Below are 15409 nucleotides of genomic sequence, written 5' to 3'. Positions count from 1 at the left end.
GCAGGAAAAGTCCTCAAACCTTGATGCAATCAACGGTGTAGCAACGCCCATTGCCTACGTCTTCGTGCTGCAAACCATGCACGTCCGCGACAAAGCCAGGAAAACTACTGTTGAAGGTGCGAGCGAACGCCAGGTAATCGATGATCGAGCGGGTCGCTTCAGTGAAGCGCTCGCCGGGCATGATCAGCGGAATGCCCGGTGGATAGGGTACCAGCATCACGGCGGCGATCCGTCCATTCAGGGCGTCAATGGAGACGGCTTCAACCTCGCCACGCACCAGTTGGTCATAGGCGTCGGCAGGTTTCATAGAGATTTCCGGGAGTACGGTGTACATGCGTTTGAGGTGCTTGGCCGTGGCATTGCTGCGATAACAGGCGTGTAGCTGGTCACACAGATCTCGCAAGCCCATGCCCTGATAACGGGCAACGTCCTGTCTCGCTATGCACGGCAGGCAGGTGGCGAGGCTGACGTTGGCGTCGTAGTTGCGTTTGAACTCCAGCAACTCGGTGAGCAGCGTGCTCCACTTGCCTTTGGTAATGCCCATGGAGAACAACACCAGAAATGAATACAGACCGGTTTTCTCCACCACCAATCCGCGTTCCCAGAGAAACTTGCTGACCACCGCTGCCGGAATGCCGCGCTCGCTCAACGCGCCACCGGCGCTCAACCCAGGCGTGACCAGCGTGACCTTGATCGGATCGAGCAGTACGTAATCTTCGGCAATGTCGCCAAAACCGTGCCAGTCCGCTTCGGGCTCAAGCAGCCAGTCAGAGGTGATAACCCGATCGATACCTTCAACCGACGGTGGCTGCCAGATCGAGAACCACCAGTCATCGGCGGCGATATGCTGACGCAGATTGGCCAGGGCACGACGGAAACTCAGCGCCTCATCGAACATTTCCTGCAGCAGCGAACGGCCCGTCGTACCTTCCATCATCGCGGAAGCAACGTCCAGAGAGGCGATGATGCTGTACTGCGGCGAAGTGGAGATATGCATCATGAAGGCTTCGTTGAAACGATCACGGTCCAGTTTCCGCGCACCGCCGTCCTGCACATGGATCATCGATGCCTGACTGAAAGCCGCCAGCAGCTTGTGCGTGGAATGGGTGGTGAACACCAGGGGGCTATCGGCCGTGCGCGATGTCCCCATGCCGTAACGCCCGGCAAAGAACTCGTGAAACGCCGCGTAGGCATACCAGGCCTCGTCGAAGTGCAGCACCTCGACGCTGTTACCCAGCGTCTGCTTGATCAGCTCGGCGTTGTAGCACAGACCGTCGTAGGTCGAGTTGGTGACCACCGCCAGCTTGACCTTGGGCGGCCGGCCTTTGGTCAACGGGCTGGCATCGATCTTGGCCTTGATCGATTCAGGACTGAATTCGCTCAGTGGTATCGGCCCGATGATCCCCAGTTCATTGCGCTCCGGACACAGGTACAACGCAATAGCACCGGTCATGATGATCGAGTGCAAAACCGATTTGTGGCAATTGCGATCCACCAACACCAGATCGTCGCGCCCGACCATCGAGTGCCAGACAATTTTATTGGCCGTTGAAGTGCCATTGATCACGAAAAACGTGTGATCGGCGCCAAAGTTCCGTGCAGCGCGAGCCTCTGCCTCAGCCAACGGGCCGGTGTGGTCCAGTAACGAGCCCAGTTCCGGCACCGAAACCGACAAATCCGAACGCAGGGTGTTTTCCCCGAAAAACTGATGGAACGCCTGCCCCACCGGACTCTTGTGATAGGCAACGCCACCGCCGTGACCGGGAGTGTGCCAGGAGTAATTGGAGTCTGCGGTGTGTTGCACCAGCGCTTTGAAAAACGGCGGCAGCAGGCCATCAAGGTAACTGCGTGCGGCCCGCGCTACTTGCCGCGCGAGGAACGGTACAGTGTCTTCGAACAGGTAGAGAATGCCGCGCAGTTGATTGAGCTCACTCATAGCGTCGGCCGGGGCGTTTTCCAGGGTGACCTGCTCGCCCAGCGCGAAGATCGGCAGGTTCGGCGCGCGGACACGGGCCAGTCGGATCAACTCGGCCATGTTCTGTAGCAGATGGGTGTTTTCTCTGGCGTCTTCGGCCGCAATCAGCATGCAGGCCAGGCCGTGATGGGTCGAGGCAACCAGTCGCCCCTCGGTGTAATCCACCGCGCAAACGATACTGAAGCCTTCCTGCTCCAGTTCCCTGGCGATCCCGCGGACCCGATCACCGGCAACGGTGTCGGCCTTGATGTCCCGGTGCACGATAAGGACGGGAAATTTCAAGTCTTTATACATGGGGCTCGACGTCCTGAAGCGGCAGACCGAGGCCTGCCAATGACCTCAGGGTAGAGGGTTGAGCCCCATGTGGCGAGGGGCATTCCTCGCAAGCGAACGCAGATTACCCCTTAGCCTCGGCCAACTGCACCCAGAGCGCCGGAGCACCGGCGGACTTGGCAATCGCTTCCATCCGCGCCACGTGTTCGGCCAGGTCATTTTCACTGGCACGAATGATTCGGGTTGGCTGACGATCGGCAGGCAAACGACGAATCTCGCCAGGACGGTTGCCAGAACCTTCGCCTGAACCATTACCGTCCGAAGCATTGCCGGCCAGAGACAGGCTGGTCTGGCCGCCAGTCATGGTCAGGTAAACGTCAGCGAGGATCTCGGAGTCGAGCAACGCGCCGTGCAGTTCACGGCCGGAGTTGTCGACGCCATAACGTTTGCACAACGCATCAAGGCTGTTGCGCTGACCGGGGTGACGCTCACGGGCCATCATCAGGGTGTCGAGGATCGTACAGTGCTGAGTGATATCAGCCCGATCCTTCTGACCCATCAGGGCAAATTCATTATTGATGAAGCCGACGTCGAACGCCGCGTTATGGATGATCAGCTGCGCGCCTTTGATGAATTCGAAGAATTCTTCGGCCACTTCGGCGAAACGCGGTTTGCCCACCAGGAATTCGTTGGTGATGCCGTGGACGCCGATGGCGCCTTCATCACTTTCCCGGTCAGGCTGCAGATAAACATGGAAATGCCGACCGGTCAGGCGCCGACCGATCAACTCGACGCAACCGATTTCGACAATCCGGTGGCCGTCAGTCACCGGCATGCCGGTGGTTTCGGTATCGAGTACAACGGATCTGTTGGCCATCAGGGGTCAGCTCTCAACGGTTCATCTTTCAAAGCGCGCGATTTTAGCACGCTCTATGTCCCAGCTGGCGAAGCCTGCGTTCGCCTCGCGGTCGCGCCCGCCCTGGCGGGCGCAATCGGCACCAGACAGAGTCGTTTACGCCGGCTTGTAGCCCCGCACCTCATCCACGCCACGGTTGGCCAGCTGATCGGCACGCTCGTTACCGTGATGGCCGATATGCCCGCGAACCCATTTCCAGGTGACGTTATGGCGATTGACCTGTTCATCGAGCATCTTCCACAGATCAGCGTTTTTCACCGGTTCCTTCGCAGCGGTTTTCCAGCCGCGTTTCTTCCAGTTGTCCATCCACTCGTTGATGCCTTTCATCACGTATTGCGAGTCGGTGACCAGCAGCACGTCGCAAGGGCGTTTGAGCTCTTCCAGGCCACGAATCGCCCCCATCAGCTCCATGCGGTTGTTAGTGGTATTGGCTTCGCCACCCCAAAGTTCTTTTTCAACGCCCTTGCACACCAGCAATGCGCCCCAGCCGCCAGGGCCGGGGTTGCCCTTGCAGGCGCCGTCGGTGAAGAGTTCTACGCTATCGCTCATGCCAACCTATCCAGAAAATGCCTGTGGCTTGCCGATCGTTGACCGGCAACGTCCCAGGGCCGGCTGATGCAGGGTGACAAGCCGTCACCAAACGTCAACAGACCCTTGGCCGGGCAAGCCCGGCCGGGGAATATAAAGAGTGTTTTACGGCTCGATGTGGCGACGATTGACCTTGGCCATCGGCAACGGAATCAGCTTGCCCATTGGCTCGCGCCGAACCTGACGCACCGGCCTCAAGCCAACCACGATCTTGCGTGCCACCAGCAAGTAAAAGCCGCCGCCGGACAACTGCCAGTCGCCGGCCTTGCGCTCCCAACCGGCCAGACGGGCCTGCCAGGCGGGGGACGCAAGCGGCGGACGATAGCACCCGAAGCGGCGTTTCTCCAGCGCAAAGCCCAGCAGGTTCAGCCAGTCGCCTACCCGCGAAGGCGAAATGCAGCGGGCCTTGCTTAGCGCGTCATGAGCGAACACATGGCGCAAGCCCCAGCTACTCCAGGGGTTGATTCCGACAATCAGCAAATGTCCGCCAGGACGCACGCTGCTGGCGGCTTCACGGAGCAAACCATGGGGCGACAGGCAAAAATCCAGACCGTGCTGCAATACCACCACGTCGGCGGCATGCTCACTGAGCGGCCAGGCCTGCTCCTCGCAGACGATCTCCACCCCGGGTAGCGGTGCACCGAGCCGGACATTGCGCTGCACTTGCGGTGCCGCTGGCGGCGCCTCGGCCGAAGGACCGTAATGCACCAGGTAGCCGCCAAAGAACCGCCCCAGCTCGTCTTCGAGCATGCGCCGTTCTTCATCCAGCAAAAATTGCCCGATGGGACCTGACAGCCACTCACGGGCCGCGCTGATCAATGCCAACCAGTCAGGATCAGCCTGAGCGAACGCTTTATCGGTCATTGCATTCTCCAACTCGCCAAGAAGTTCTAAGATGCGCCATTGTTTTCCGCTTGGCGAATCCGACGATGATACAGATCAGTGCCCTGCCCGCCTTCACCGACAACTACATCTGGTTGTTACAAGATCACAGCACCCGGCGCTGTGCCGTGGTCGACCCGGGTGATGCCGCGCCGGTACAGACATGGCTTGAGCAACATCCTGAGTGGACGCTGAGCGACATTCTCGTCACGCACCATCACCATGATCATGTCGGAGGCGTCGAGCAACTGAAAAAAGCCTCGGGTGCCAAGGTCTACGGTCCGGCGAGCGAAAACATTCCGGCGCGTGATGTGGCCCTGAACGACAACGACCGCATCAGCGTGCTCGGCCGGGATTTCGAGGTATTGGCCGTTCCAGGCCATACCCTGGGGCATATCGCATTTTACCATCACGGGCTGCTGTTCTGTGGCGACACCCTGTTCGCCGCCGGTTGCGGGCGTCTGTTTGAAGGTTCGCCGCAACAGATGCACAACTCTTTGACGCGTCTGGCGGCCTTGCCTGAAGACACGCTGGTGTACTGCACCCACGAATATACCCTGAGCAATCTGCGTTTTGCCCAGGCCGTCGAACCGACCAACCCGTACATCGCTGAACGTCTGGCGACGGTTACTCAATTGCGAGAAACCGGCCGCATGACCTTACCCTCGACCCTGGCCCTGGAAAAACTCACCAACCCTTTCCTGCGTACTGGCGAAACATCCGTTAAACAAAAAGCGGACGAGCGGAATGGCCTGGATAACCGGGCTCCCAGTGCAGTTTTCGCTGCCTTGCGCACCTGGAAAGATAAGTTCTAAGCCGAGCCACCATTGGTACAAAAATTCTGAATGGTTGACCGCACCTTCCGTGCTTTCTAGAATCGCCCGACATTTTTGCCCGGAACTTTCTTCCAGCCAATGTCGTCATCTATTCGTAAAACCAACAATTCAGACGCATTGACCCGCCTGGCTCAAGCCATCGCGGTGGCTGTGTCCGCCACCCTGGCGGGCTGCCAAAGCACCAACTATGCCCCGCAAACCGACGCGGTGCACACACCGAATCTTTCCAGCCACATCAAGCAAAAGCCTATCTGGCTCAACGAAAAACCCAATCCGCAAGCCGCTCAGGATGTCTGGGAGCGCATGCGCCTGGGCTTCCAGTTGCAAGAGGGCCTTGGCGTAAACCCGCGCATCGAGCAACAGCGCTTGTGGTTCGCCAGCAACCCGTCGTTTCTGGAAAACGCCGGTGACCGCGGCAGCCTGTATATCCATTACATCATCGAACGCCTTGAAGAACGCAATATGCCGCTGGAGCTCGCGCTGCTGCCGGTGATTGAAAGTGCCTACAACCCGTTGGCCTACTCCCGGGCCGATGCCGTTGGACTGTGGCAGTTCATCCCGTCCACCGGGCGTTACTTCAACCTGCGTCAGACCCGTTTCTACGACGGCCGCCGCGACATCACCGCTTCGACCACTGCCGCACTGGATTACCTGACCCGTTTGCATGACATGTTCAACGGCGACTGGCTGCTGGCGCTGGCCGCCTACAACTCTGGTGAAGGTACTGTCAGCCGGGCCATCGAGCGTAACGAAAGACTCGGCCTGCCGACCGACTACTGGAACCTGCCGTTGCCTGCCGAAACCCAGGCTTATGTACCTAAACTGCTGGCCTTGTCCCAGGTGGTGCTGGCGCCCGAAGCTTATGGCGTCAACCTGAGCCCGATTGCCAATGCACCCTACTTCCAGGTCGTCGAAATCAATCAGCGCATGGACCTGTCCCGTGTCGCTGCCGTGGCCAATATCGACGAAGACGAACTGTTCCAGCTCAACCCGGCCTTCAAGCAACGCACCACCATCGATGGCCCCCAGCATTTGCTGGTGCCGACGTCCAAGGCACAGTTGCTGGCCGACAGCCTGTCGACCATGAAACCCGAAGAGCTGATCAGTCAGCGCCCGCTCAAACCCGTCTTCGAGGGTATGGACAGCCACGAACTGGCCAGGTTGAAACGCAACTATCGGGTGAAACACGGTGACAACCTGTCGTTGATCGCCAAGGCCAACAAGGTCGACATCAAGGATTTGCAACGCTGGAACAAACTGACCGGCAAAAATCTGAAAGTCGGGCAGACGCTGGTCATGCAAGACACCAGCAAAGGCAAAAGCAACGGCGTTGCCAGCAGCAAGAAGGCGACCCAGTACAAGGTCAAGCAAGGCGACTCGCTGTACATGGTTGCCAAACGTTTCAATGTAGAGATGCAGCACCTCAAGCGCTGGAACCCGAACACGGCCAAGGCACTGAAGCCGGGGCAGACGCTGACCGTTTATTTATCGCATTGAGAGCGGTTAAAGTCAGGCGCTTGTGGCAAGCCCCCTCGCCACAGGTGCACGACCTTTTTCCTGTCGATACAAGCTGTTACTGTACCGATCACAAAGCCCAAGCCGCCTGGATCGGATCTCTGCCTTGACGCGTCCCCTCCTCCTGCTCCTAATCAGTCTGGCCTTGAGCTTTCCCGCAAGCGCGACGATCAGCGAAAGCCATGGTTATGCGCAGTTCGGCACGCTCAAGTATCCGGCCAAATTCACCCATTTCGATTGGGTCAATCCTGCAGCGCCAAAAGGCGGTATCTTGCGGATCATGGCATTTGGCACCTTCGATACACTCAACCCCTACACGTTCAAGGGCACCAGCCCGGTTTCGACGCCCAACTTCCTGCAATACGGCGTCAACGAGCTGAATGAACCCCTGATGGCCGGCACCGGCCAATACGCCCCCTCGGGCGATGAGCCAACGTCCAGCTATGGCCTGATCGCTCAATCCGTGGAATTCAGCGAAGACCGCAGCTGGGTGGTGTTCAACCTGCGGCCCGAAGCGCGCTTTCACGATGGCACGCCGATCACCGCCTACGACGTAGCGTTTTCCTACCGCTTGCTGCTCAAGGAAGGCCATCCGCAGTACCGGACCAACCTGCAGGAAGTGCTACGGGTCGACATCCTCAACCCGCAACGTATCCGCTTCGTCTTCAAACGTGCCGGCAATCCACTGATGATCTTGCGTCTGGGCGAACTGCCGGTGCTGCCACAGCATTACTGGGAAGGCCGCGACTTCAAGGCCACTTCCTTTGAGCCGCCATTGGGCAGTGGTCCTTATCGCATCACCCAGGTACAACCCGGTCGACAGCTGGTGTTCGAGCGGGTCAAGGATTACTGGGGCAAGGACCTGCCGGTCAATCGCGGCAAATACAACTTCGACCGGGTCGAGGTTGAGTTCTACCGCGACAGCGATGTGGCCTTCGAAGCGTTCAAGGCCGGCGAGTTCGATATCTACATCGAACACCAGGCCAAGAACTGGGCCAATGGCTATAACTTCCCGGCGGCAGGCCGTGGGGAGGTGATCAAGACGCAGATCGCCCACCAGATTCCGACCCAGACCCAAGGGCTGTTCATGAACGGCCGCCGCAGTACTTTCGCCGATATCAAGGTGCGCGAAGCACTGGGCCTGATGTTCGATTTCGAGTGGACCAACCGCACACTGTTCAGCGGTGCCTATAAACGGGCCATGAGCTACTACCCCAACAGCGAGTTTTCCGCCACAGGCGTTCCGGTCGGCCACGAATGGCTGATGCTCGCGCCGTATCGCAACCAGTTGCCCGCCGACCTGTTTACCCAGCCCTTCAGCCTGCCGCAAACCGATGGCCGCGGCATCCCGCGGGAAACCCTGCGTCGCGCCCTCGGGCTTTTGGCTGAAGCCGGCTGGAAGCTCAATGGTCAACGCCTGCAGAACAGCGCCGGCCAGCCCCTGCGTTTCGAAATCCTGCTGGTCAATCCCAACCTGGAACGGCTTCTGCAACCCTACGCCGAGAACCTCGCCAGCATCGGCATCGACGCCCGCCTGCGCACGGTGGATCGCGCGCAGTACAAACAGCGCCTCGACCAGTTCGATTTCGACATGATCCTGATGACTCTCGACCAAACCCTCAGCCCGGGCCTGGAGCAATGGCAGTACTTCCATTCCAGCCAGGTCGGGGTCAAGGGCAGCAAAAACTATGCGGGTATCGCCAACCCGGTGGTCGATCATCTGCTGGAACAGTTACTCGCGGCCAAGACCCGCGACGAACAACTGGCCGCAGGCAAAGCCCTGGACCGGGTACTGTTGTGGCAGCATTACATTATCCCCAACTGGTATCTCAATTATCACCGCCTGGCGTACCGCAACCGGTTCGCCTTCGTCACCACGCCCCCTTACGACCTGGGTCTGAGCGCATGGTGGCTGAAGCCTTCGGAGAAAGCCCAATGATGCCCTTGCGTGCCCTGCTCCTGCGGGCCTGTGGCCTGTTGTTCACGGGACTTGCGTGCGCTGCCCAAGCTGCCCCGCAACATGCCCTGACGCTGTACAACGAACCGCCTAAATACCCGGAAGATTTCAAGTACTTCAATTACGTCAACCCGGATGCGCCCAAGGGCGGCACCTTCCGCCAGGCCGGTTTTGGTGGCTTCGACAGTCTCAATCCGTTCATCAACAAGGGCGTTCCAGCCGACAACATCAACCTGATCTACGACACCCTGGCCAAACAGGGGCTCGACGAGCCATTCACCGAATACGGCCTGATCGCCAGCAAAATCGAAAAGGCCCCGGACAACACCTGGGTGCGCTTTTACCTGCGACCCGAGGCCCGTTTCCACGATGGCCACCCGGTTCGTGCCGACGACGTGGTGTTCAGCTTTCAGACCCTGATAAAAAATGGCGCCCCGCTGTACCGCGGTTACTACGCTGACGTCGAAGAGGTGGTCGCCGAAGACCCGTTGCGAGTACTGTTCAAGTTCAAACACAATAACAACCGCGAATTGCCGCTGATCCTCGGGCAATTGCCGGTATTGCCCAAACACTGGTGGGAAAACCGCGATTTCAGCAAAGGCAACCTGGAGATCCCGCTGGGCAGTGGCCCCTACAAAGTCACTTCGGTGAAGGCCGGGCGCTCGATTCGCTATGAGCGGGTCAAGGACTACTGGGGCAAGGATCTGCCGGTCAACCGTGGTTTCTACAACTTCGACACCATGGCCATCGATTACTACCGCGACAACACCGTCGCACTGGAAGCCCTGAAGGCCGGTCAGTTCGACTATTGGCTGGAAATGACTGCGAAGAACTGGGCCAATGCCTACAACATTCCGGCGGTTACCGAGGGTCGATTGATCAAGGAACAGATCCCCAACGGCAACCCTACCGGCATGCAAGGTTTTGTCTTCAATCTGCGCCGCCCGGTGTTCCAGGATGTTCGGGTGCGTCAGGCCCTGAGCCTGTTGCTGGACTTCGAATGGACCAACAAGCAACTGTTCAACGGCGCCTACGTACGCACCCGCAGCTACTTCGAAAACTCGGAAATGGCCGCCACTGGTCTGCCGGATCAGGATCAACTGGCGATCCTCGATCCGTTCAGAGGAAAAATTCCCGAGCAGGTGTTCAGCGAGGCTTTCCAGAACCCGCTGACCGACGCCAGCGGCATGATCCGCACCCAGCAGCGCAAGGCCTATCAACTCTTGCAAGAAGCTGGCTGGCGCATCGTCGACGACAAAATGGTCGACGCTAACGGCAAGCCGGTGATCATCGAGTTTCTACTGGCCCAGACCGAGTTCGAGCGGGTACTGCTGCCGTTCAAGCGCAACCTCAGCGATCTGGGGATCGATCTGGTGATCCGTCGGGTCGACGTTTCCCAGTACATCAATCGCCTGCGCTCGCGGGATTTCGATATGGTGGTCGGCAGCTTCCCGCAGTCCAGTTCGCCGGGCAACGAACAGCGCGAGTTCTGGAAGTCCGAAAGTGCCGACAAACCCGGCAGCCGCAACTCCATGGGCTTGAAAGACCCGGTCATCGACCAGCTTGTCGATCAGCTGATCAACGCCGATTCGCGCAAAAGCCTGGTAGCCCATGCTCGCGCCCTCGACAGGGTATTGCAGTGGGGCTACTACGTGATCCCGAACTGGCACATCAAGACCTGGCGCGTCGCGTACTGGAATCATCTCGGTCACCCCAAGGTCTCGCCGACCAATGAGGTGGGCATTTCCACCTGGTGGATCAAACCCGACGCCAGACCGGCGATAGAAGTTCAAACCAAGGTGCAAGCCGAACCTGCAGGCGTGGAGCAATAAGATGCTGGCGTATATTTTTCGGCGACTGTTGCTGATTATCCCGACCCTGTTCGGTATTTTGCTGATCAACTTCTTGATCATCCAGGCGGCCCCCGGTGGACCGGTAGAACAGATGATCGCCAAACTCGAGGGGTTCGAAGGTGCCACCAGCCGCATCGCTGGCGGCGGCGCAGAAGTGTCGGTGGCCGGTTCCAGCTACCGCGGTGCCCAGGGCCTGGACCCGGCACTGGTCAAAGAGATCGAGCACATGTACGGCTTTGACAAGTCGGCGCCGGAACGTTTGTGGATCATGGTCAAGAACTACGCCACCCTGGATTTTGGCGACAGCTTTTTCCGCGACGCCAAGGTCGTCGACCTGATCAAGGAAAAATTGCCGGTGTCCATTTCACTTGGGCTCTGGAGCACGCTGATCATGTATCTGGTGTCGATTCCGCTGGGGATTGCCAAGGCCACTCGGCACGGCAGCCATTTCGACGTCTGGACCAGTTCGGCGATCATCGTCGGCTACGCAATCCCGGCGTTTTTGTTCGCCATCCTGCTGATCGTGGTGTTCGCCGGTGGCAGTTATTTCGACTGGTTCCCATTACGAGGCCTGACCTCGAACAACTTCGATGAACTGAGCTGGGTCGGCAAGATCCGAGACTACTTCTGGCACCTGGCACTGCCCGTGACAGCACTGGTGATCGGCAACTTCGCGACCATGACCTTGCTGACGAAAAACAGCTTTCTCGACGAGATCAACAAGCAATACGTGATCACCGCCAAGGCCAAAGGCCTGACCAATCGCGGAGTGCTTTACGGTCACGTGTTCCGCAACGCCATGCTGCTGGTGATCGCCGGTTTCCCGTCGGCCTTCATCGGGATCTTCTTTACGGGTTCCTTGCTGGTGGAAGTGATTTTCTCCCTCGACGGCATGGGCCTGATGAGTTTCGAAGCGGCGATCAACCGCGACTACCCGGTAGTGTTCGGCACGCTGTTTATCTTCACCCTGCTGGGTCTTGTAGTGAAACTGATCGGCGACCTCACCTATACCCTGGTCGATCCGCGTATCGACTTCGAAAGCCGGGAGCATTGAGATGAATCTTTCCCCCCTCAATCGCCGACGTCTCGAACTGTTCAAGACCAACAGGCGTGGCTGGTGGTCGCTATGGTTGTTTCTGATCCTGTTCGGCGCAAGCCTGGGTGCCGAGCTGATCGCCAACGACAAACCGCTGGCCGTGCATTACGACGGCGGCTGGTATTTCCCGGCGCTCAAGCGTTATCCAGAAACCACCTTCGGCGGCGAATTCCCGCTGGAAGCCAACTACAAGAGCCCGTACATCCGCGAACTGCTGAAGGCCAAGGGCGCCTGGACCCTGTGGGCGCCGATTCCATTCAGCTATCAGAGCATCAATTACGACCTGAAAGTCCCGGCACCCGCGCCGCCTTCGGCCGATAACTGGCTGGGCACCGACGATCAGGGTCGCGACGTGCTGGCCCGGGTAATCTACGGGTTTCGGGTTTCGGTGTTGTTCGCCCTGACGCTGACCATCCTCAGTTCGATCATCGGCGTGATCGCCGGTGCCTTGCAGGGTTTCTATGGTGGCTGGGTCGACCTGGCCGGGCAGCGTTTTCTGGAGATCTGGTCCGGGTTGCCGGTGCTGTATCTGCTGATCATCCTCGCCAGTTTCGTGCAGCCGAACTTCTGGTGGCTGCTGGGGATCATGCTGCTGTTCTCCTGGATGAGCCTGGTGGACGTGGTGCGCGCGGAGTTCCTGCGTGGGCGCAATCTCGAATACGTACGTGCCGCCCGGGCGCTGGGCATGCAGAACGGCGCGATCATGTTCCGCCACATCCTGCCCAACGCCATGGTGTCGACCATGACCTTCATGCCGTTCATCCTCACCGGCGCCATCGGCACCCTGACTGCTCTGGATTTCCTCGGCTTTGGTCTACCCCCCGGCGCGCCGTCCCTCGGCGAGCTGGTGGCCCAGGGTAAATCCAACCTGCAAGCGCCGTGGCTGGGCATGAGCGCCTTCGCCGTGCTGGCGATCATGTTGAGCCTGCTGGTGTTTATCGGCGAGTCCGCTCGCGACGCCTTCGACCCGAGGAAGTGAAATGAATCAGGACAATCTGATCGAAGTCCGCGACCTCTCCGTCGAGTTTGTCGTCGGCGAACGCCGCCAGCGGGTGGTCGAAGGCGTCAGCTTCAATATCAAACGCGGTGAAACCCTGGCCCTGGTGGGCGAAAGCGGATCGGGCAAATCGGTGACCGCGCATTCGATCCTGCGCCTGCTGCCCTACCCCTTGGCGCACCATCCGACCGGCGCCATCCTGTACGCCGGACAGGACTTGCTGAGCCAGAGAGAAAAAACCATCCGCCACATCCGTGGCAACCGGATCGCGATGATCTTTCAGGAACCGATGACGTCGCTGAACCCGCTGCACTCGATCGAGAAACAAATCAACGAAGTGCTCGGTCTGCACAAAGGCCTGAGCGGCAAAGTCGCGACCAAACGCACACTGGAATTGCTTGAGCTGGTAGGCATCCCCGAGCCACACAAACGCCTCAAGGCCCTTCCCCACGAGCTGTCTGGCGGCCAGCGGCAAAGGGTGATGATCGCCATGGCCCTGGCAAACGAGCCGGAACTGCTGATCGCCGACGAACCGACTACCGCCCTGGACGTCACCGTTCAGCTGAAAATCCTCGAATTGCTCAAGGAGTTGCAGGCCCGTCTGGGCATGGCGTTGCTGCTGATCAGCCACGACTTGAACCTTGTGCGAAGAATTGCGCATCGCGTATGTGTCATGCAGCGTGGTTGTATCGTCGAACAGGCATCGTGCGAAGAGTTGTTCCGCGCACCACGGCATCCTTACACTCAGGAGCTGCTGGCAGCGGAGCCTCGCGGCAACCCGGCGACCAATATGGCCGGCGCGCCGTTACTGGTAGTCGAGGATCTGAAAGTCTGGTTCCCGATCAAGAAAGGCTTTCTGCGCAACACCGTCGATTACGTGAAAGCGGTAGATGGCATCAATTTCAGCCTGCCTCAAGGCCAGACCCTGGGGATCGTCGGTGAAAGTGGTTCCGGCAAATCCACCCTGGGCCTGGCGATCTTGCGGTTGATCGGCAGCAAAGGCGCGATCCGTTTCGAGGGCAAGCAGCTAGACTGCCTGACGCAGCAACAGGTTCGACCGCTGCGGCGGGAAATGCAGGTGGTCTTTCAGGACCCCTTCGGCAGCCTGAGCCCACGGATGAGCGTGGGCCAGATTGTTGGCGAAGGCCTGCGGATTCATAAGATGGGCACGCAGGCCGAACAGGAACAAGCGATTATCGCAGCGCTCAAGGAAGTAGGTCTGGACCCGGAAACCCGGAACCGCTACCCCCATGAGTTCTCCGGCGGGCAACGACAAAGAATCGCCATTGCCCGGGCATTAGTGCTAAAACCGGCGTTGATTCTGCTCGACGAGCCCACTTCGGCGCTCGACCGGACAGTCCAGCGCCAGGTAGTGGAGCTGCTGCGTTCACTGCAAACCAAGTACAACCTGACGTATTTGTTTATCAGCCATGACCTGGCGGTAGTCAAAGCGCTCAGCCACCAGTTGATGGTGGTCAAGCACGGCCAGGTGGTCGAACAAGGTGAGGCGCAAAACATTTTTGCCGCACCGCAACATCCCTATACACAGCAGCTGCTGGAGGCCGCTTTTCTGGCCCCAACAGCTGTCGAATAACCTGAAGAGAGGAGCAACACATGGGTTTTCTCGCCGGTAAGCGCGTACTGATCGTCGGTGTCGCCAGCAAGCTGTCCATCGCATCCGGCATCGCTGCCGCCATGCATCGCGAGGGCGCTGAGCTTGCCTTCACTTATCAGAACGACAAACTCAAAGGTCGTGTCGAAGAGTTTGCCGCTGGCTGGGGTTCGGGCCCTGAGCTGTGCTTCCCTTGCGACGTGGCCAGCGATGAAGAAATCGCCAAGGTCTTCATCGATCTGAGCAAGAAGTGGGATGGCCTGGACTGCATCGTCCACTCCGTCGGCTTCGCCCCGGGCGACCAACTGGACGGCGACTTCACCGAAGCCACCACCCGTGAAGGTTTCCGCATCGCTCACGATATCAGCGCCTACAGCTTCGTGGCCCTGGCCAAAGCCGGTCGCGAAATGATGAAAGGCCGTAACGGCAGCCTGCTGACCCTGTCGTACCTGGGTGCCGAGCGCACCATGCCGAACTACAACGTGATGGGCATGGCCAAGGCTTCCCTGGAAGCGGGCGTTCGTTACCTGGCTGGCTCCCTGGGCCCGGAAGGCACTCGCGTCAACGCCGTATCGGCCGGCCCGATCCGCACCCTCGCCGCCTCCGGCATCAAGAACTTCCGCAAAATGCTGGCCGCCAACGAAGCGCAAACTCCGCTGCGTCGTAACGTCACCATCGACGAAGTCGGCAATGCCGGCGCCTTCCTGTGTTCGGACCTGGCATCCGGCATCAGCGGCGAAATCATGTATGTAGACGGCGGCTTCAACACCACCGCCATGGGCAACCTCGAAGAGTGATGCCCACGCTGTGAAAAAACCCGCCAATTGGCGGGTTTTTTATGAGCCCGCTCCCCCACTGAACTACGCCTCCTGAACGCCTTCCAGCAAACACCGGGCAAACAGCTGTTGA

At 59.1% G+C, this 15409-nt stretch carries 12 protein-coding genes; 8 read left to right on the top strand and 4 right to left on the bottom strand.

What is annotated here, in order from left to right; all coding sequences use genetic code 11:
* Positions 1-13: 13 nt before the first annotated feature.
* From AC07UI_RS05090 to AC07UI_RS05075, 4 genes are all read right to left on the bottom strand, one after another.
* Positions 14-2269: an Orn/Lys/Arg family decarboxylase gene (locus AC07UI_RS05090; RefSeq protein ID WP_494991455.1), complete on the bottom strand. Its 2256-nt coding sequence runs from the start codon at positions 2267-2269 to the stop codon at positions 14-16.
* A gap of 103 nt (positions 2270-2372) precedes the next feature.
* A complete protein-coding gene (dnaQ, locus tag AC07UI_RS05085; RefSeq protein ID WP_494991454.1) occupies positions 2373-3125 on the bottom strand; it encodes a DNA polymerase III subunit epsilon in 753 nt (250 codons plus the stop codon).
* 135 nt (positions 3126-3260) lie between these two features.
* On the bottom strand, positions 3261-3713 hold the full coding sequence (gene rnhA, locus AC07UI_RS05080) for a ribonuclease HI (protein WP_494991453.1): 453 nt from the start codon (positions 3711-3713) through the stop codon (positions 3261-3263).
* Between the two features lie 144 nt (positions 3714-3857).
* Entirely contained in the window at positions 3858-4616 is a 759-nt protein-coding gene (locus tag AC07UI_RS05075) for a methyltransferase domain-containing protein (RefSeq protein WP_494991452.1), read from the bottom strand.
* A gap of 65 nt (positions 4617-4681) precedes the next feature.
* On the opposite strand from AC07UI_RS05075, the gene gloB reads away from it, so the two are divergent.
* The 8 genes from gloB to fabI all read left to right on the top strand — a co-directional run bounded on the left by gloB (position 4682) and on the right by fabI (position 15297).
* The gene (gene gloB / locus AC07UI_RS05070; protein WP_494991451.1) at positions 4682-5449 is read left to right on the top strand and encodes a hydroxyacylglutathione hydrolase; all 768 of its coding nucleotides are present in this window, start codon (positions 4682-4684) and stop codon (positions 5447-5449) included.
* A gap of 99 nt (positions 5450-5548) precedes the next feature.
* A complete protein-coding gene (locus AC07UI_RS05065) occupies positions 5549-6967 on the top strand; it encodes a transglycosylase SLT domain-containing protein (RefSeq protein ID WP_494991450.1) in 1419 nt (472 codons plus the stop codon).
* 124 nt (positions 6968-7091) lie between these two features.
* A complete protein-coding gene (locus AC07UI_RS05060) occupies positions 7092-8924 on the top strand; it encodes an extracellular solute-binding protein (RefSeq protein ID WP_494991449.1) in 1833 nt (610 codons plus the stop codon).
* A complete protein-coding gene (locus tag AC07UI_RS05055; RefSeq protein ID WP_494991448.1) occupies positions 8921-10774 on the top strand; it encodes an extracellular solute-binding protein in 1854 nt (617 codons plus the stop codon). The genes AC07UI_RS05060 and AC07UI_RS05055 overlap by 4 nt, the downstream gene beginning before the upstream one ends.
* Before the next feature lies 1 nt (position 10775).
* The gene (locus AC07UI_RS05050) at positions 10776-11849 is read left to right on the top strand and encodes a microcin C ABC transporter permease YejB (protein WP_494991447.1); all 1074 of its coding nucleotides are present in this window, start codon (positions 10776-10778) and stop codon (positions 11847-11849) included.
* A 1-nt stretch (position 11850) separates the two neighbouring features.
* Complete coding sequence (locus AC07UI_RS05045; RefSeq protein ID WP_494991446.1) at positions 11851-12870, top strand: ABC transporter permease; 1020 nt, start codon at positions 11851-11853, stop codon at positions 12868-12870.
* A gap of 1 nt (position 12871) precedes the next feature.
* Positions 12872-14482, top strand: coding sequence for an ABC transporter ATP-binding protein (locus tag AC07UI_RS05040; protein ID WP_494991445.1), 1611 nt, complete (start codon positions 12872-12874; stop codon positions 14480-14482).
* A gap of 20 nt (positions 14483-14502) precedes the next feature.
* The gene (gene fabI / locus AC07UI_RS05035) at positions 14503-15297 is read left to right on the top strand and encodes an enoyl-ACP reductase FabI (RefSeq protein ID WP_494991444.1); all 795 of its coding nucleotides are present in this window, start codon (positions 14503-14505) and stop codon (positions 15295-15297) included.
* The last annotated feature ends 112 nt before the right edge of the window (positions 15298-15409 follow it).

It is taken from the genome of Pseudomonas sp. GW821-FHT04C07 (genome assembly GCF_059420325.1).
The sequence above is the reverse complement of the archived record's forward strand: the minus strand, read 5'-3'. Positions and strand labels throughout refer to the sequence as shown.

Coding starts and splice junctions, on each gene's coding strand:
- AC07UI_RS05090 (WP_494991455.1), bottom strand. CDS start 2,269: ATGTATAAAGACTTGAAATTTCCCGTCCTTATCGTGCACCGGGACATC.
- dnaQ (WP_494991454.1), bottom strand. CDS start 3,125: ATGGCCAACAGATCCGTTGTACTCGATACCGAAACCACCGGCATGCCG.
- rnhA (WP_494991453.1), bottom strand. CDS start 3,713: ATGAGCGATAGCGTAGAACTCTTCACCGACGGCGCCTGCAAGGGCAAC.
- AC07UI_RS05075 (WP_494991452.1), bottom strand. CDS start 4,616: ATGACCGATAAAGCGTTCGCTCAGGCTGATCCTGACTGGTTGGCATTG.
- gloB (WP_494991451.1), top strand. CDS start 4,682: ATGATACAGATCAGTGCCCTGCCCGCCTTCACCGACAACTACATCTGG.
- AC07UI_RS05065 (WP_494991450.1), top strand. CDS start 5,549: ATGTCGTCATCTATTCGTAAAACCAACAATTCAGACGCATTGACCCGC.
- AC07UI_RS05055 (WP_494991448.1), top strand. CDS start 8,921: ATGATGCCCTTGCGTGCCCTGCTCCTGCGGGCCTGTGGCCTGTTGTTC.
- AC07UI_RS05050 (WP_494991447.1), top strand. CDS start 10,776: ATGCTGGCGTATATTTTTCGGCGACTGTTGCTGATTATCCCGACCCTG.
- AC07UI_RS05045 (WP_494991446.1), top strand. CDS start 11,851: ATGAATCTTTCCCCCCTCAATCGCCGACGTCTCGAACTGTTCAAGACC.
- AC07UI_RS05040 (WP_494991445.1), top strand. CDS start 12,872: ATGAATCAGGACAATCTGATCGAAGTCCGCGACCTCTCCGTCGAGTTT.
- fabI (WP_494991444.1), top strand. CDS start 14,503: ATGGGTTTTCTCGCCGGTAAGCGCGTACTGATCGTCGGTGTCGCCAGC.